This is a genomic window from Candidatus Gracilibacteria bacterium, from assembly GCA_041661045.1.
In the GTDB taxonomy this organism is placed as follows: Bacteria; Patescibacteriota; Gracilibacteria; order UBA1369; family 2-02-FULL-48-14; genus 2-02-FULL-48-14.
This window is the reverse complement of sequence record JBAZVE010000001.1, coordinates 850977-869345: the sequence shown is the minus strand read 5'-3', so window position 1 is coordinate 869345 and position 18369 is coordinate 850977. Positions and strand designations below refer to the sequence as shown.

Annotated in this window: 12 protein-coding genes, 2 tRNA genes and 1 pseudogene; 10 read left to right on the top strand and 5 right to left on the bottom strand. The window is 43.6% G+C overall.

Annotated elements, in window-relative coordinates:
- Positions 1–2: 2 nt before the first annotated feature.
- Complete coding sequence (locus WC777_04260; protein MFA6024396.1) at positions 3–137, bottom strand: hypothetical protein; 135 nt, start codon at positions 135–137, stop codon at positions 3–5.
- 47 nt (positions 138–184) lie between these two features.
- Between WC777_04260 and WC777_04255 the strand changes: the two genes are divergently transcribed.
- From WC777_04255 to WC777_04235, 5 genes and pseudogenes are all read left to right on the top strand, one after another.
- On the top strand, positions 185–1252 hold the full coding sequence (locus WC777_04255) for an endonuclease NucS domain-containing protein (protein ID MFA6024395.1): 1068 nt from the start codon (positions 185–187) through the stop codon (positions 1250–1252).
- 51 nt (positions 1253–1303) lie between these two features.
- A pseudogene (locus WC777_04250) lies at positions 1304–2740 on the top strand (DNA modification methylase).
- A gap of 28 nt (positions 2741–2768) precedes the next feature.
- Positions 2769–3590: a site-specific DNA-methyltransferase gene (locus tag WC777_04245; protein ID MFA6024394.1), complete on the top strand. Its 822-nt coding sequence runs from the start codon at positions 2769–2771 to the stop codon at positions 3588–3590.
- Between the two features lie 363 nt (positions 3591–3953).
- Complete coding sequence (locus WC777_04240) at positions 3954–5435, top strand: hypothetical protein (protein MFA6024393.1); 1482 nt, start codon at positions 3954–3956, stop codon at positions 5433–5435.
- 244 nt (positions 5436–5679) lie between these two features.
- Complete coding sequence (locus WC777_04235) at positions 5680–6750, top strand: hypothetical protein (protein ID MFA6024392.1); 1071 nt, start codon at positions 5680–5682, stop codon at positions 6748–6750.
- Here the strand turns inward: WC777_04235 and WC777_04230 are convergent.
- Positions 6747–8237: a TM0106 family RecB-like putative nuclease gene (locus WC777_04230; protein ID MFA6024391.1), complete on the bottom strand. Its 1491-nt coding sequence runs from the start codon at positions 8235–8237 to the stop codon at positions 6747–6749. The genes WC777_04235 and WC777_04230 overlap by 4 nt on opposite strands.
- A 102-nt stretch (positions 8238–8339) precedes the next feature.
- Between WC777_04230 and WC777_04225 the strand changes: the two genes are divergently transcribed.
- From WC777_04225 to WC777_04215, 3 genes are all read left to right on the top strand, one after another.
- A complete protein-coding gene (locus WC777_04225; GenBank protein ID MFA6024390.1) occupies positions 8340–11432 on the top strand; it encodes a type ISP restriction/modification enzyme in 3093 nt (1030 codons plus the stop codon).
- Positions 11433–11443: 11 nt separating this feature from the next.
- Positions 11444–13540, top strand: coding sequence for an ATP-binding protein (locus tag WC777_04220; protein MFA6024389.1), 2097 nt, complete (start codon positions 11444–11446; stop codon positions 13538–13540).
- Between the two features lie 66 nt (positions 13541–13606).
- Entirely contained in the window at positions 13607–14986 is a 1380-nt protein-coding gene (locus tag WC777_04215) for a recombinase family protein (GenBank protein ID MFA6024388.1), read from the top strand.
- An 88-nt stretch (positions 14987–15074) separates the two neighbouring features.
- Here the strand turns inward: WC777_04215 and WC777_04210 are convergent.
- From WC777_04210 to ssb, 3 genes are all read right to left on the bottom strand, one after another.
- Positions 15075–15148, bottom strand: a tRNA-Gln gene (locus WC777_04210).
- A gap of 40 nt (positions 15149–15188) precedes the next feature.
- The gene (gene gmk, locus WC777_04205; protein MFA6024387.1) at positions 15189–15764 is read right to left on the bottom strand and encodes a guanylate kinase; all 576 of its coding nucleotides are present in this window, start codon (positions 15762–15764) and stop codon (positions 15189–15191) included.
- Between the two features lie 398 nt (positions 15765–16162).
- The gene (gene ssb, locus WC777_04200; GenBank protein MFA6024386.1) at positions 16163–16630 is read right to left on the bottom strand and encodes a single-stranded DNA-binding protein; all 468 of its coding nucleotides are present in this window, start codon (positions 16628–16630) and stop codon (positions 16163–16165) included.
- Between the two features lie 105 nt (positions 16631–16735).
- On the opposite strand from ssb, the gene WC777_04195 reads away from it, so the two are divergent.
- Both WC777_04195 and WC777_04190 read left to right on the top strand, forming a co-directional pair.
- Positions 16736–17953 carry a DNA methyltransferase gene (locus WC777_04195; protein ID MFA6024385.1) on the top strand — a complete coding sequence of 406 codons (1218 nt, stop codon included), beginning with the start codon at positions 16736–16738 and terminating at the stop codon, positions 17951–17953.
- Between the two features lie 93 nt (positions 17954–18046).
- Positions 18047–18121, top strand: a tRNA-Asn gene (locus tag WC777_04190).
- Positions 18122–18369: the final 248 nt, after the last annotated feature.

The window sequence follows — 18369 nt, the reverse complement described above, 5'->3', positions numbered from 1 at the left end:
AGTTAATGAAATAAATTTAGCCCTAAAACAGCACGAATAGCTTTCTCATAAGCCTCCTGACATTCTTCCTCATCTTCGCAAAAAGTAACCGTCACATTGAACCTGTCCTTGCCCTTATTTTTAGTGTGTTTGGTCATAGGCGTGAACAAACCGTGGTATATTTTACCACGACTAATCCAAAAGTATGATCGATAAAAACCAAGTCGACGAGTGGAAACAGCTCGTACTCACCAATCCCAAACGACTACAGGAAGAGGAAGACGTGATCAGTAAATACGGCCAGATCTTTCACCCATCCAACCTTGACCGCCTCACAAAGGAAGATTTCAAATCGTTTCTTGTAATCAAAAACAATCGGCATTGGGACGGAATCCATCGTCAGGGCAACATGATCACAGAAAATATGCCGAGACTCATCGGGGCGTTGAAGATCCTATTGGACGAAACACGGTCTCTTAAAGAGCGTTTGGACGACCTATTCCCGCCCAAAGGGCCTTCAATGATCAAAGGCTTAGGCAGGGCCATAGTAACGCCCATTCTGCTTGTAATTCATCCCGAAAGATACGGAGTATTCAATACGAAGAGTGAAGCAGGTTTGGAGGCAGCTGGGCTACTCCCAAATTTGAAAGGAAAAAGTTTTGCGGAACGATACATTGCTGTGAATGAAGTCTTGAGACAGTTCGCCAAAGAGCACGAGCTTACTCTCTGGCAAACAGATGAGATTGTAGGCTGGCTCTCACTTGGTAATAAACCCATTGGCAGTGAGGAAGATGAGGATTCGGAAGTAGTGGAAGCCATACTCCAGAAAGAAGGTGTAACAGACGTGGCTGAATTCGGACTCGAAAAGTTCTTGGAGGAATTCCTCGTGTACAACTGGGATAAAACCCCTCTGGGCGCAACACACTCAATTCTTGAAGAGGACGGTGATTTAATCGGACAGCAATACGACACCAAGATCGTAGGCCGCATTGATATTCTCGCCAAAAGCAAAGATGGGAATGAGTGGCTGGTTATTGAATTAAAACGAGGCAGATCCAGCGACGAAGTAGTTGGACAAGTGCTCAGGTACATCGGCTTTGTAACGGAACATTTAGCTAGTGAAGGTGAAACGGTAAAAGGCCTCATCATTTTAGGTTCCCATGACGACCGCATCCGCTATGCGCTCAAGACACTCCCCAACGTTTCATTGCAAACTTATGAGGTGAATTTCAAGTTGAATAACATGGAATGAGTACTTCACAATTTATGATAAACTCGTAAATACGAATAAGCGGGCTTAAAAAAATAAAAATTGGACTAAAGAATGGCTTGCTCAAGCGAAGTGACAAACTCCTGCAAACTTTGACAAACTCTGAAAAGGTGGTTTATTGATTGATTTCGGCATCAATTAACCCTAGAATCCAATCGCAATCGATCGCTACGTTCGCGCGAACGTACAAATAAAAACAAAGGAAGCTTCCAAAAAAACAAACTCCGAACAACTCCGACAAACTCTGACAAACTTTGTCGGGGATACTTAATCGTAACCCACTTCAACATGAACGATCTTACAATTCACCAAGTTAAAATATCAGAGCTAAAACTTTCCGACTATAATCCTCGACGCTGGGATGAGAAACAAATAGCAGATCTAAAAGCCAGTATTAGAAATTTCGGCCTGGTTGTCCCAATTTTAGTAAATTCTGCTAAGGGTAGAGAAAACGTGATACTAGGCGGTCACTTCCGAGTTCACGTAGCAAAGGAACTCGGCTACGAAACAGTACCCGTGTCCTATGTAAGAATCGATGATATTGATAAGGAACGGGAACTAAATCTCAGGCTAAACTCAAATCTCGGAAGCTGGGATTGGGATTTGCTGCGTGAGTTCGATCTAGACCTTCTCACAGACGTTGGCTTCTCTTCGGAGGAATTGCAGCATCTCTGGGATGACGTATCCGAAACAGAAGATGACGACTTCAATGTCGAGGAAGAGTTGAAGCAACTCAAGGAGCCATTCGTAAAGGAAGGAGACTTCTACCAGCTAGGCCAGCATGTGCTGGCCTGTGGGGATAGCACTGACCTAAATGTGGTGAAGAAGCTTGTCGGGGACAAGAAGATAAACTTCATCACACTGGACCCACCTTATAATCTGAAAATTGACTATAATAAAGGCATTGGAACCAAGGGTAAGTATGGAGGAACGGTCGTTGACGACAACAAATCAGACGAAGACTACCGAACTTTCCTGAGCAAAATCTTAAAAAATGCAGTGACAGTCTCACAGCCAGATTGCCATTACTTCACATTCTCAGATCAAAATTACATTGGATTGATTCAGAGTCTTTATGCAGAGCACGAAATCAAACAGCAACGGGTCTGTCTATGGCTGAAAAACTCCGCAATGGTAACACCTCAGATCGCTTTCAACCGTTGCTATGAACCCTGTTGCTACGGCACACGAGGTAAGCCCTTTCTTTCCAGCTATCACACATCTTTCGCTGAGATCATGAACAAGGAAGTCGGCACAGGCAATCGTGCGCACGATGACGTTCTTGATTTGCTAGACATTTGGTTAGAAAAACGGCTTCCTTCAGCCAAATATTTACATCCCACGGAGAAAAGTCCCACTATCTACGAACGCATGCTCAGACGTTGCACCAAACCAGGTGATTACGTACTGGAGCTTTTCGGAGGTAGTGGCTCAATAATGGCCGCATGCCAGCAAATGAACCGCCGTTGCCTTCTCATTGAACTTGATCCTTTATTCGCCTCATTAATCGTTACACGCTATGAAAAACTCACCAACCAAAAGGCCCTCAAGCTCAATTGAGCGAGGGGTCTTAATACAACTCGGAAACCACTTAGTTTACTGCGGAAGTGCCACAAACCACAAAGATGTGGAAACCCTCATGCAAGGGCAGAAAATAGACCTCATTGCGACCGACCCACCGTACGGAGTGGCCGTGGTGGAAAGCAAGGAAGATCTATCCAGCCGTCACATTCCCATTGCCAACGACCAACTCCAGTCGCACGAGCAGTATGTGGACTTCACACGACAGTGGTTAACGGCCTGCCAGTCGCACCTTGCTGACAAAAATGCCTTCTATATTTTCAACAGCGATCGCATGATCCACGCTCTCCTAGATGGGCTTAAAGCCGAGCAGTTTTTATTTAAGCAACTGCTGGTGTGGCTCAAGACCTCGGCAAACATAGGAAGGCTGGATTACCTACCTCAGTCAGAGCTCATCGCTTACGGATGGCATGGAACACACAAATTTTACAAGTCCAAGGATAAGAACATCCTCATTTATCCAAAGACCCAAAACAACAAGCTCCACCCAACTATGAAACCTGTGCCACTTATGCGTCACTTGATTCTAAATTCTTCCAAAGTGGGCGCAACGGTTTACGATCCATTTTCTGGTTCGGGAAGCACACTTATTGCTGCGGAACAGGCCAAACGGCGATGCTTCGCTATGGAACTTGAACCGAAGTACTGCCAAATCATCGTCGATCGATTCAAAAAAATGACAGGGATAGAACCCATATTCTTAACGCCATGACCATGACAACAGAAGATAAACAAGACGTTCGAAAAGAACAACTGATAAGCCAGTTGAAGAAAATGCCAATCGTCCGAGCAGCATGTGAGAAAATGAGCGTCAGCAGAGCCACCTACTACAGGTGGATCCAAGACGATCAAGAGTTCAGAGAAGCTGCCCAAACCGCCCTGCAAGGTGGCAAGGATGAGGTGAACGATGTCGCAGAAGCCCAGCTCATCAAAGCCATTCAGTCGGGCAATATGACGGGAATAATCTACTGGCTAAAAAATCATCACATCGATTACAACTCAACACTTGCACAAAAACAGCTTCTTCAAAGAAGAAGCGATGTACTCAACAAAAATGAGACAGAAATTCTTCAAAGAGCTCTCAAGTTGTTGAATACGAAAAATTCTTTTACCCCACCCTCCAATGAATGACTTTCTTTTTGAAGCATTAAAAACCACAAAAATCCGAAAAGAACTCACTCGTCACTCCATCAAAGCGTACATGTCCGTCTACTTCCATGAACACATGGAGTACGATTTTGCACCTTTCCACCAGACTTACTTCGACGCTTGCGAAGAAACCAAGTTCAAGTACGTGATTGTAAGTGCATTTCGTGAGTCGGCCAAAACCACGGTTTTCACAACCTGCTTCCCACTGTGGTCAATCATGGGCGTTCAAGGACTTAAGTTTGTTTTAATCGTTGCAAAAACTAAAGACCAAGCAGAGCGTTATTTAAAAAACATACAGATCGAATTGGAGACGAATGAACTTTTAAAACAAGATCTTGGGCCGTTTAAAATTGAAAAGAATGGTCAGGGTCAAACGTGGTCCAGTACGGACATTGATCTCACTTACTACGGTGCAAGGATAACAATTGTCTCTCAGAATCAGGGCTACCGTGGAATCAAGTTCGGACGCCACCGTCCCGAACTCATCATTTGTGATGACCTTGAAGACGTTGACTCGGTACGATCCCAAGAGATTCGTGACAAAATGTATCAAAAAATACTAGCGGATCTAATGCCAGCGGGACACAACCAAAGGACACGCTTCTTCTTTGTGGGAAATCTTATCCATGACGAGTCCTATCTTCTGAGGCTAAAGCACAACTTGGTGGATAAGGGGAACGAAGGTCTCTTCCTCAAAATTCCACTGCTGGATAAAAATGGAAAATCCCGTTGGCCTGAAAAATTTCCAGACAACAAAATGGAACAAGTCCGATTAAAAGTTGGTGGAACGCTCATGTTCAACAGAGAGTACCTGCTGATACCAAGTTCTGGGTACGACATGATCGTCCAACCAAAATGGATAAAAAGAGAAGATGAGTTGCCGAGTAGAGCTGACTATCACTTGGAGGAAATGGTGATTTCCATAGATCCTGCCTTTTCCTTGAAAGAAAGCGCTGACTTCACGGCCGTAGTAGCCGCCTACGTTTATATCGTTAAGGGGCGATACGAAATACATTTCTTACCAAAATATTTAGAAAGAAGAATTTCTGTACCCGATCTAATCCAAAAATTAAAATGGTTCATCGATAAATACGGTCAAAAACGTACTTTAACGATCAAAATCATCGTAGAATCCAACGGGGCGCAGGACTTGCTTGCAAGCAATATCGAAACGGCGTTGTTTGAGTACGGAGATGTCTCCGTATACAGGGAGAAGAACCTATCGACGGATAAAGTGGGTCGTTTGCAGGCTGCCACCTTCCCGATGGAACAAGGGCACGTGTTTTTCCCACAAAAGTACAATCATCCGCTCCGTCAGCTACTCAACTTCCACGAGGGATTGAAGCATGACGATTTGCCAGACGCCATTTCCATGCTCATCAACGTTACCCACCAGTTCTATGGTGCATTCACCAGAACGAGTGAAGGTGGGAACTTAATTCGCTTTAGGCACTAGCTATTCGCCGTGGTTCTGGCATCTATGTGTTGGGATTTAACCTGATACGGATGCAAAGCCATTCCCAACTGAGGTCGAGTGTTGTAGGATACGCACGCAGTCCCACAATCCATTCTCACACATATTTATATGTCAATTCAGTGCAAGCTGGGGCAACCTACTTGCCCGCTGAATTGACTCTGTGTGAGCCAAGAATGTGGGACTGCCAAGTCAGGTTGTCCCTTTTGTTTTTAAATCAAAAAATATGACTATCATCGTATCTCAATCAGGGAAGAACGCACAAAAAATACAGCAGTCCAACTTCGATCGGGAGGATCACCTGCAACGCTATATTTATGAGAATCCAAGCTCCATTCCGCTATACGACATCAAAGAAGATATTCAACTCCTAATCCTCATTCGTGAGTACCCAACAAACAGTGGACCTATCGACGCTCTAGGCGTGGATGCAGAAGGTAACCTCTACCTAGTGGAAACGAAACTTTATAAAAACGCCGATAAACGCACGGTCGTAGCCCAAGTCCTGGATTACGGTGCTTCCCTTTGGAAGAACGGGAGCAATCTTGCTCAATTCATTTCTGAAATAGATCACGCAAGCAAGCAATTTTTCAACATGCCAGTGGAAGATAAATTGAAAGAATTCTTCGGTTTCGAGCAAGAGGAGGTGGCAAATTTCTGGGACAATGTGAAAAACAACCTCAATGAAGGAAATTTCAAATTCGTAGTGCTCATGGATAAACTCCACCAGAGACTCAAAGACTTGATCGTTTTCTTAAACCAGAACAGTCAATTTGATGTGTATGCGGTAGAGCTGGAGTATTACAAGCACGATGCCTTCGAAATCATTATCCCGAGACTCTTCGGTGCCGAAGTAAAAAAAGACATAACCGTAAAAACATCGAGCGGGGCTAAAAGAGGCTGGAGCATGGAAGAACTCATGATGGATGCTAAACAAAGGTTGAACAAAAATGAGTACGACTGCTTTTTGAAAATTTATGAATTCTTGAAAAGGAATGCGGATGAAATGGAACTTGGAACGGGTGTAAAAGTTGGCTCCATCAAACCCAGATTCTCCTCGATTTCTCCAAGAGCATTCTTCACACTCGGCTCCGATGGCAAGGCGGTCTTCTATTTCAACTACCTCAGCGACAATACTCAAAAACAAAAACTGTACGAAGCGCTAAAGGAGGCAAATGTGACTTCAGTGGTACGGATCAATCCTCAGAGCTTCTCAGACCTCTACCTAAAAACAGACGAAGTCGTTTCCAACTGCGATAAGATCATCAAAGCATTGGAGAACTTCGCCCGAGCTTAGATGCGCTTAAAAAGCTCATCCTTCAATACCAACATGGCGATGCAATCATCTTCGTTATAGTCGAGGATGCGTTGCATCTTGTCTTGAGTTTGATCTTTGTACCATTCGTTGAACCATTGGATGGAGGCAGCCCCAGATGGATTGGCATCTCGCCATTTGAATCCTAAAAATTGAGCGAGTGTTTTGACGGAGTAATTGTATGTAGGCCACTCGGTAAATTTCTTCACATATTCATACAGGTCAATTGAAGCCTCGTTGTCAAAAAAGTGCTCCAATTCTTCCTCTGTAATAACACTCGGGTATTTTGCTCTTAAAGCTCGGAACTGTGTGCGCTCATACTTGCTGTAATAGTAAACGGCATAAGCGTCTGGCAAAGAACGGATGTATGCCCAGAATTCTTCCCAGGCCAAACGTTCATCAGCTTTACTCACTCCTTTTGCAAGGAAAGCGTGGAACTTTGTTTTATCGGGCGCATCCATACGTCTTTCAACCACTCCATGCAAATAAACAAGGTCTTGAGTGGGATCCGTCTCAATATCGAAGTAAAGCTCAATTGGACGCTCTGGCAGGGTAAAAGGTACAAGGATTTGAACTTCCTTCACTCCATCAGCCAAGAGCTGAGCCCTTCTGTGGAATTTCTCCAAAGTAGGCTTTCCAATGCCAGGTAAATCTACTTTCCCATTTGCATCAATGAAGTCTGCAGGGTCTAAATCTGCAAGTTCACGAACCGTAGTGGCAATGGCCTCTAAAGCATCTTGTTTGGCACGACCCAGTTCTGGAATAAGCGAAAGATAATCATCCTGTATACACGTCTTTTTACAGTCGGTGTACCAGACGCACATCTTACAAACGCTCCCGAGAGCGGCCTTTGTGTGAATTGAACCTTTTAGAATATTGCCAGCATGCATGAGGGCTTCTTCGTAAAATTCCCACCACGTTTCTTTTGCTTTCACTCCTCGAGCTTGATCGAGACGATATTCAACCAATTGACCAGTACTATCATAAATTTTTCCAAGGTAGTGAGTGGCAACCCCAAGCCTCCTCAATGCATCCGTGTAGAGTGCCAACTGAAGGGCATAGTGTTTTTTCAGTTTTCCTTCTTCAAAATCATCTCCACCCTCAACTCCCATTCCCGATTTGATATCAATGGCAACGTACTCATTGTTCGGTTGCAACTCCAAAAGGTCAGGTTCTCCTAAAAGCTCATCGACTTCCAAACGACCGTGATAGATAAGGGGCTCTTTCTTAGCCATCGCATCCAATGTTGCCTTTGCTCGGTCATCTTTTGGGACAACGGACAGATCCAAAACCGTACGCTCACCTTTCATCCCATCTAAAACTTGCTGTTCGTATTGAGTCCCTTTCTCCCAAAGAAGCTGAACAAATTCATTCGGATCATCCCTCAGATTTGGATTATCGTGGGCATCTCGCCATACCCGATGTGGGCAAGCGTTGTAGTTGTAGAGGTGGGAAGCGGTGATTTTCATTGAGTTGAGCTTAGCAAAAAAGGTCATTGTTGTGTAGCAAGACTTGATGCGCTTTAAATTCCAGATGATTTGATCTAAAGTACAGGAGCAAACTAAACCAACATGGCTGACTCAAATAAAATAATCCACGAGTATCTTGTTGAGATACAGAAAATACTCCAGTCTGGAGATGCGCGTGAGCATGCTTATAGGCCAGCCTTTCAAAGGTTGATTCAAGGACTGAAGCCAGAAATTCAAGTGATCAATGAGCCAGCCTACACGGGAGGTAACGCTCCCGATTTTTTATTCAAGAGCGGAGCAACTCCAGTAGCCTATGCTGAGTGTAAGGATGTAACGGTTGATATCGCCAATTCAGAAGTTCAGAAACAGGCAAACCGATACGTTGCAGCATTCGGAAGGATTTTGCTTACGAATTATTTTGATTTCCAAATTTTAAGTGAGGAGGGTGAAGTGGTTGCGATTTCCATTGCAGATAAAAACGGTGATCAAATCATAGCCAGACAGTCAGAATTTGAGCGTTTTGCGAACATTATTCAGGACTACATCACTCCGTTTCATCGCACGATTAGATCCGCAAGGAAACTGGCAGAAATCATGGCAAGTAAGGCACGAATTTTGAGAGATAATGCGCTGGCTTCTCTGACTGAAAATCCTGATTCGGACATTTACGCACAGTACAAAACTTTTAAAGAAGTACTTATTAGAGAGCTTTCCGAACAAGAGTTTGCAGACATGTACGCACAGACTCTGGTTTATGGCTTATTCGTAGCTCGATACTACGATTCGACAATCAAAACCTTTTCAAGGCATGAAGCTCAAGACCTATTGCCAGCCTCAAACCCTTTGTTGAAAAAATTCTTCGGACACGTAGCAGGTACGGATTATGACCCAAAAATAGCATGGTTAGTAGATAGTCTAGTCGAAGCATATCTGAGCGCAAATGTGTATGAACTGATGCATAAGGAATTCGCTACGAAGCAAAAAGACCCCGTCCTTCACTTTTACGAAACATTTCTGGCTGAATACGACAAAGGGCTGCGTAAAAATCGAGGAGTCTATTACACCCCAGAGCCTGTTGTTTCGTTCATCGTGAGATCCGTTGATGAAATCTTGAAATCTAAATTCAATTTGCCAAAGGGTTTAGCAGATACAAGTATGATTGACCATCAAGAGAAGCTTCAAGGCGAAGATGCTCGAAGAAAAGATGGGATTAAAAGAAAGAAAAACCAGATTCATAGAGTGCAAGTTCTTGACCCTGCCGTTGGCACAGGAACCTTTTTAAATGAGGTCATCAATGTGATTTTCAAATCTTTCAAAGGCCAAGAAGGTTTGTGGCCGTCCTATGTGAAAGATCATCTGCTCCCACGAATTCATGGCTTTGAGTTGATGATGGCTAGTTACACAATGGCCCATCTGAAATTAGGCGTGACCCTGAAAGAGTTGGGCTACAGTGGAGACGAAAGACTGTCAGTCTGGCTCACCAATAGCTTAGAAGAATCTGTTCACGAAGTCCCAAATCTTTTCATGAGTCAGTGGCTTACAGAAGAATCGCACGAAGCTTCAAAGATAAAATCTGAGATGCCAATCATGGTGGTTTTGGGGAATCCTCCGTACTCTGGTGAAAGTTTTAACAAAAACTATTCAGGTCACGATGTTTACAAGGTTGAACCTGGAGGTCTTGTGAAACTGCAAGAGAAAAACTCAAAATGGATCAACGACGATTATGTGAAGTTCATTCATTTTGCCGAGAATCAAATCCAAAAAACTGGTGAAGGAATCGTGAGTTTTATTACACCGCATGGTTATCTTGATAACCCAACTTTTCGAGGCATGCGTTGGCATTTGATGGAAACCTTCGATGAGATCTACATCTTAGATTTACATGGCAACTTAAACAAAAAAGAGAGAGCTCCTGACGGAGGAAAAGACGGAAATGTTTTTGGAATAAGAACTGGGACGGCAATATTGTTTGCAGTCAAAAATCAGAAATCAGTGAATAAAAAAGCAGAAGTATATCATGCGGATTTTTTTGGACGGCAGGATTTAAAATATGAACTTTTAGATGGAAATAGCTGGGCAGAAATGAAATGGGTACGAATAAATCCCAAGGCACCAAATCTGTATTTCATCCCTTTTAATGATGAAGTTAAGGAGAAATATGATGAGGGCTTCTCTGTCACAGAGCTGTTTCCAATCAATAGTGTCGGGATAGCAACTTTTCGTGACGACTTAACGGTGCACTTTGACAAAGAGGGCTTGGAAAAGGTCGCTGCTGATTTTAGATATATGGAGAAAAAGGATCTTATCGTAAAATATTCTCTTTATGAGACACGAGATTGGAGAATCGATGTCGCAGTAGAAAGTGTGAAATCAGATGAAGGCAGTATTTCAAAATTTTGTTACCGCCCATTTGATACACGCTATACGTTGCTAACGAAATCATCGAAAGGGTTTATTGCATATCCCAGGTACGAAACCATGTCTCATCTCATAGACAAAGACAATGTCGCCCTAGTTTTTGGACGACAAGGAAAAACTGCAAATATTGAGGAATGGGATGTAGCATTTATTTCCGACTCTCCAACAGATTTGAATATATTCAGAAGAGGTGGTGGTCAAACATTCCCACTCTATCTGTACTCTCAAGGGAGTGAACGCGTGACTAATATTAATCAAAATATTTTCAATAAAATTGTTGGAATCGCTGGACAGGTTGCTCCATTAGAAATTTTGGATTACGTCTATGGCGTACTACATGCCCCTCCATACAGGAAGAGATATCTAGATTTTTTAAAAATTGATTTTCCAAAAATACCTTATCCTAAAAATAAAGCGGATTTTCACATGTTTGCAAAAATTGGGAGTGAACTTCGTGAGTTGCATCTTCTCAAATCTAAATTATTGGATCAGTTAAGTACAACTTTTCAGATCACAGGTAACGACATTGTTGAAGACGGATATCCAAAATTTAAAGATAAAAATATTTTCATGAACGATAAGCAGTTCTTTGGAAATATATCTAAAGAAGCTTGGGGATTCTCTATCGGAGGCTATCAGCCACTCCAAAAATGGCTAAAAGATCGCCGTGGAAGATCGCTATCAAGAGAAGACATTGAACACTATCAAAGGATGGCGTCCGCAATTCATGAGACGATCCAACTCATGGAAAAAATGAATAAAACAGGTAGTTTTTAACAGTGTCTTGTATGGAGTTGATCAGAAAATTGCTGAAAAACAGGTTCTTCCTATTTTTTATATTCATCGGAGTTTTCATCGTATCAAATTATTATTTTTCAAAAAGTTTTTTACCAAGCACTCAGACTGAAGATCTTTGGTTTTATTCGGGAATTTTTATGGTTCTCTTTTCAGTTTTATTTATTGAGCCATATTATTCTTCACCAAGAAATGTAATCACAAATGTGATACCACTTTTATTGGTTTTTCTCTCTGTAGAGAGCAACTTTATCAATAAGCCCTTATGGTGGATAGCAGTTGTGATACTTTTACTAGCACTCTCTATATCTCTCATTTCAATTGGGCTTCAAGATGAGAATAAAAGTCCTGACCATATAAGAAATAAAACAGCAGATTTCTTAAAAAATCTGGCGGTTATAATCGGAAAGGGGAAAGTAATCTACTCTGCAGTATTTTTTCTTTTCCTATATGTAAATATAGATGCAGATGGGCTTAGTAAAATTTTTGCGGGGCAGTTCATGTTCTTACTTGTTTTATGGGGGATCATTATGGCTATAGACCCCAATGAGCTGACCAATACTTTTTCTATCAGAAGAAAGGTTAAGGATGCAGACGAAATCGGAGTTATTTTTGGTGTTCAGTCAAAAAAAATGTTTTTGGTAAGATTGCACGAGGATCGCAAATCCATAAAAAAGTTCGACCTGGTCAAATGTAAATACTCAATGCAAGCTTCAAATGAGTATGTTATGTCTGGAATAGTTTTTGATACCTACCTATTGAATCAAGAGAAATGGGCGAAAGTACTGCAGTTAGGAGAGATCGAGGAGAAAAGAAAGAAATCTGATAATAATATCGTTTATAAAATTACTAACGCCGAAGAGAAACAAGCCTTAAGTGAACAGCTGAATATACGGAACTTTGTCGGTGTCATTATAGAGGGGTCAGAGATTGGTCGGATACAGTTCGAGTATTCGAAAAAGGAGGATGACCTACAGGAAGGTGACCTGCTTGAGTTAAAAATTGGAGATAAAAGATTGTTTTATCAGGTTTTTGGTGGACTAACACAAAGAGAACATCTCGAGGGTAGAAATGAAATGGGATATATCAGAGGCGAAGCTATTCAATTAGGTGAATGGCAGTCATCTGACCTGTCTTTTCAAAAATTTGGATGGGTGCCACCGATCAATACACCTGTCTTCAAAGCTGATACTTCAAATATTGATGTGGCGGCACTTCAATACCCAGATTATAAGATCGGCATAATACCAGGAACAACGTTACCGTCGGTATTGGATCTTAACGAAGCTGTAAGTCATCATACGGCATTGTTAGGGGTAACAGGATCTGGTAAGTCTCACTTAGCGCGTAAAATCATTCGAGAGTTGTCTCAAGATACTAAAGTTATTTGTGTTGATTTTACTGGTGAGTGGAAAACAAGCATGTCTAGTTTGAATCCAGTGGCATTAATCGGCACGTCAGATCTGAGTCAACTTGAAGCAGATATCGCACAAAAAGAGACTGAGGCTAGCTCGAGAAATGCGGACAAAACCAAACTTTTAGAGTACAAAAAGAAGATCAATGAAAAACTTGGGGGCTATGTGAAAACGTTTATCGAGTCAAAAGATAAAATTGCACTTTTTGAGCTCCCTGAACTGTCTAATACGATGTTCGTTTTGGAATTCACTCAGTTGTTTTTAGAGGCAGTCTTCTCTTATGCAAAACAGCATCGCGGACAGAAAATATGTATTGTGCTCGAAGAAGCTCACACGATAATACCAGAGACAAACTTCCTAGGAGATTTAGGCGATTATGGTAGCAGTAAAGCACTTGTAAGTAAGATGAGTCAGATTGCATTACAGGGAAGAAAGTATGGTGTTGGATTGCTTGTCATTGCACAACGAACAGCAAACGTTTCCAAAACGGTTTTGACTCAGTGTAACACCGTCATTTGTTTTCAAGCTTTTGATGAAACGAGTTTTACATTTTTAGGAAACTATATCGGACAAAACTTGGTTAAGACACTTCCAAACTTGAAACGGTATCACGCCATCATTACAGGGAAAGCAGTAAGGTCAAATTTGCCTATGATCATTCAGCTTGAGGAATAGGAGTATTCGCTCTAGCTATCACGATCCATTGTGTCATCTATGTGGGTAGGCTTTAACCCACCTACCATGACAGATTTAGATGAACCCCTGAAATACTGCCTTTACGCCAGAAAGTCCTCGGAATCGGACGAAAAACAGGCGATGAGCATAGACTCACAGATTCATGAAATGATGCAGATCGCAGAGCAGGAAAACCTCACGATTGTTGAGGTAAAACAGGAGAGCAAAAGTGCCAAGGCAAAGGGCGTAAGAACAAAGTTTAACGAAATGCTAAAGGAGCTGGACGAAGGCAAATTCAATGCCATTTTAACATGGGCTCCAGACCGCCTAAGCCGTAATGCTGGCGATTTAGGCGATATTGTAGACCTTATGGACGAAGGCAAGCTCGTCAGCATTAGAACTCACGGACAAACCTTCATAAATTCACCCAACGAGAAGTTTCTACTCATGATCTTGTGTAGCCAGGCAAAGCTAGAGAACGACAATCGAGGGAAAAACGTGAAGCGTGGGCTTCGAGCAAAATGCGAACGAGGGAAAAGACCTGGAATCCAACCTTTAGGATATAAATTGTATCGAGATCCAGAAAAACTTTCAGCGGAAAGCAAAATAATCATAGATCCTGAACGTGCCCCGTTCATTAAAAAGATGTTTGACTACCTGACCATCAACGGTTTTAGCGGAAGACAAATAAACGACTTCCTTACGGACGAAGGGTTCAGAACAAGGAAGGGTAAAAAAGTAACACTCAGCATGACCTATAGAATCTTCAAAGATCAATTTTACTACGGTGAGTTCGAATACCCAGAAGGAAGCGGTAACTGGTACGAAGGAACTCATGAGCCGATCATTACAAAAGAACAGTGGGAAGCCGCACAGAAAGCCATTAAAACCTTTGAAAGAAAGAAGTGGGGCAGCAAAAGCTTCTATTTCAGTAAATTGTTCAAGTGCGGAGCCTGTAAGTCTGGGGTTTGTGGCGAAACTCATATCAACAGGCATGGAAAAAGCTACACCTACTACAAATGCACAAAATACGGAGGCACCAAGCGGTGCGATGAAAAATACATCCGTGAAGAGGAGCTTATTGAGAGCATCGCCAAGCTGGTAGATCAGTTCAAAAGCAAGGAGTTACGGATACATAAGAAAATAACTCGGGAAGTCCAAAAAATGAATGAACTGCATGAAATTACGATGGGCGAAGGGGCGAAAAAAATCACGGAACATGAATACATCCACTACATCCTGAAAAGCGGAACTCCAGTAGAGAAAAGGGATTTTCTGGCAACTTTGGCGGGGCAACTCTTTTTGAAAGAAGGGAAAGTTTGGTTCAAAAATGCAGAAAATGAATCAATCACCCCACTACAAGTGCAGATTTCTCCTAATGCCACTGCGCCTCAGGGGAACGGGAATTGAACCCTTTGCTGGACTCATGGGGAAAGATCACCCTAAAACAGGGGTGATTTTTCAGTCTATTAACGAAAATTCGAGTATCTATCGCCATAGCTACTCGGGTCATAGGCCTAAATCACGCACGTATTGGCTGGGGATGAGGGATTCGAACCCCCGGTGGCGGGACCAGAACCCGCTGCCTTACCACTTGGCTAATCCCCAATAGGCTTAAAAAGCATCGGAAGCATACAAAAAAGCCCCCTTAAGATCAAGCGATAGCGGCTTCGGTGTCGGCGATGAGTTTTTCGATCTCCCCTTCTACGCTCACAATCACGGTGTCGCATTCCTCGGCCCATTTCATTTCGTTCATAAAACTGAATCGGCGGCGCTCCAGTTCGTCTTCGGGCAAAGTGCTGCGCTTCAGAATGCGGTGGCGCAGCGTTTCCCACCCATCCACCGTCAAGAAAATGGATCGCAGATTTTCCTTGGGAATCAATTCACGAATCGAGCGGAGTCCCTGCACATCCACTTCACGAATCACGGTTTTTCCTTCTCGTAGCGGCTTCAAAATTTCTTCCTTCAAAGTGCCATAATAATTTTCGCCATGCACCACCGCCCACTCCAAAAATTCGTCATTTTCCATGCGGTGCTGAAACTCCTCCTTCTTTATGAAGTAATACACCTCTCCATCCTGCTCGCCCGGCCTCGGTGCACGAGTGGTACAGGAAACAGGAAACACAAATTCCGGATGATTTTCACGCAAAGCCTTGAGCACGGTCCCTTTGCCCGAGCCAGAGGGGCCAAGAATGAGAAAGAGCTTGCCAGCGAGTTGACTCAAATCGTTCAAAGGAGTATACTATTAAGATTTTTCTGATTCATTCTACAGGATTTGTTCTTTAAAAAAAGGGAACTGTGCAGGTAGAGAAGACTGCTGATCGGCCCTAGACTATGCCAAGATCAACGGTCCTCCCTCTCTGCTCCAACTCAAAAATAAATTCTTTGGGACAAAACAATTCTTCGGAACTGTTTAGCTCACGCCAGAGCTCAAAAGAATTCAAAAACAAAAATAAAAGTACGGAGCTTACGAGGAATTGGTCTTAAAGACTCCTCTCCCTGAATGGCCTAAAAACCACTCAACGGAGCAGCAGAAGTCCTTAATCCAATTATGCAAGAGCGCGGTTCACACCTCTGTTTGGCCTTTAGCGCCGCATGTGTCCCTTGATCCGCGCTTTTGATTTAAAACGGCAAATCATCCAAGGAAACCTCTTCTTCCACAGGAGCGGAGGCGACCACGGCGGAGTCATCTTGTTGACCCTTCACTGCAGAAGAATTGCTCTCTCGATCATAGGTCACTCCGGATTCCGGCGCACCCGATCGATCCAACAAAATCAAATTCTCTGCCACAATTTCGCTGCGGTATCGTTTCACGCCATCTTCCCCATCCCAATCCCGCGTCTGCATGCGACCTTCCACATAAAGTTTGCGGCCTTTTTTTACATAGGCCTGACAAATTTCCGCCAACTTTCCCCAAGCCACCACATTGTGGAATTCCGCCTTCTCCTGCTTTTGCCCCATTTTGTCCACCCAAGTGGAATTGGTGGCAACGGCGAAGGAAGCAACACTCTGTCCCCCACTAGTCTGACGCACTTCAGGATCACGCGTTACATTACCAATAATTTGCGCTCGATTGAGGGAGAAAGCCATAAAAAGGGGTTTAGGGTGAGAACAATTTAACTCGCCAATGGCTCAAGGATCAATACGAAGTGCTTCCACAGAAGCCAGATTGTGGTACTCTACCCATCACAAGTTATGAAAACTCCTTCAAAAACCTATCTCTTTCAAACCGGTCACGGAAAAGGACTCGCTAAAGCTGAAATTGAGGCGGTGGCCAAAAATTTAGGCGAGGGCAAAATTATTGCCGAAGTGGAGGATGGATTTGTGGTGGAAGGCAATATCCCGGATGCGCGCGCCCAATTGAACCGAATGGGCAGCATCGTGCGGATCGGTGAAGTCCTGCAAAGTGGCCCGGCCCACATGCCCCTGAATTTTGAGGAATGGGTGAAAAACGCCCTCGAAGAAAAGTTCAAAGGCTACAAGGGGAAAATGCGTTATGGCCTCAGCATGCATCCCAAAAACGAAGCGACTCTTAAAAAAATTCTCATCGGCGCCAAAAAAGCCGTAAAAGCGCTGGGCAATGTGCGCTTTGTGAACAAGGATTTTCAAAATCTCTCCTCCGTGCAGGCCTGGCACGAACACCTTTTGGAACAAGGCGCAGTGGAATTGCATCTCTTTAAAAGCATGGAAAACGAAGACGAAAAAGGCCGCTGGTATCTGGTGAAAACCTTGGCGATCCAGGATTTTGAATGGTATTCCAAGCGCGATTACGACCGCCCCGCCAAAGACGCAAAAAATGGGATGTTCCCGCCAAAGCTTGCTCAAATTCTCATCAACCTTGCGGAACCCGAACCCGGCAGCACTATTATGGACCCCTTTTGTGGAAGCGGAACCGTGCTGCAGGAAGCTCTGCTCATGGACTACGCGGCTTGGGGCAGCGATCTAGAAAAAGACATGGTGGAAGGCACAAAAACGAACTTGGCCTGGCTCAGTCAAAAGAGTAAAAAGGGCGAGCAATTTGAGTACACCGTGATCCAAGCGGACGCCGGCGCACTCAGCCCCAAAGACCTACCCAGCGGCTCCTTCACCATCGTGAGCGAAACCTGGCTCGGCCCCCGCCTCACCAAACTCCCCTCTCCCCAAGAGCTAGCGAAAATCCAAACCGACGTGGAAGAACTTTTCGAAAACTTTTTGGGCCATCTGAAAACGGTAGTGAAAAGGCCAGTGACCTTGGTGCTCACGGCGCCCTTTCATAAGGAGAAAAATGACCGCCACTTCCTCCCCCACTTGCCCGAAATTTTGGCCAGCCACGGCACCATCATTCCCCTGCAAGCCCGCGAACGCCCCAGCCTCTTCTACGAACGCAAAGACCAAACCGTCGCTCGAGAAATCTGGAAGCTAAAGATTGGCTAAGCCAAGGTAAAATTCATTTGCAGGAAAAAGCTCCCTTCGCTATACTCCCCCTTGCCTTTTATCGTGTGGCGCAAGCCGCCACAACACTTCCATTCCCCTGTAGCTCAGTGGTAGAGCAAGCGACTGTTAATCGCTGGGTCGTTGGTTCGAATCCAACCGGGGGAGCCATTTAGACTTGTACCCAAACATTTAGTAGGCCCAGCACTTCCCTGCTTTTTAGCAATCCCCATTTTAGCCAGTTCATCAAAGGGTTTTTGCCATTCGACCTCAATTTTATCTTTGTAAATAACGAGGTTCGAAGTAAGGGATAAAAGCAGTCCTTTTTTTGGTTCGAAGTCCATTTGAGGACTTAAAATCTCCTTGGCGTCATTGATGACTTGCAGCCGTTGCCATGCTTTTTCGAAATCCTCTTCCAT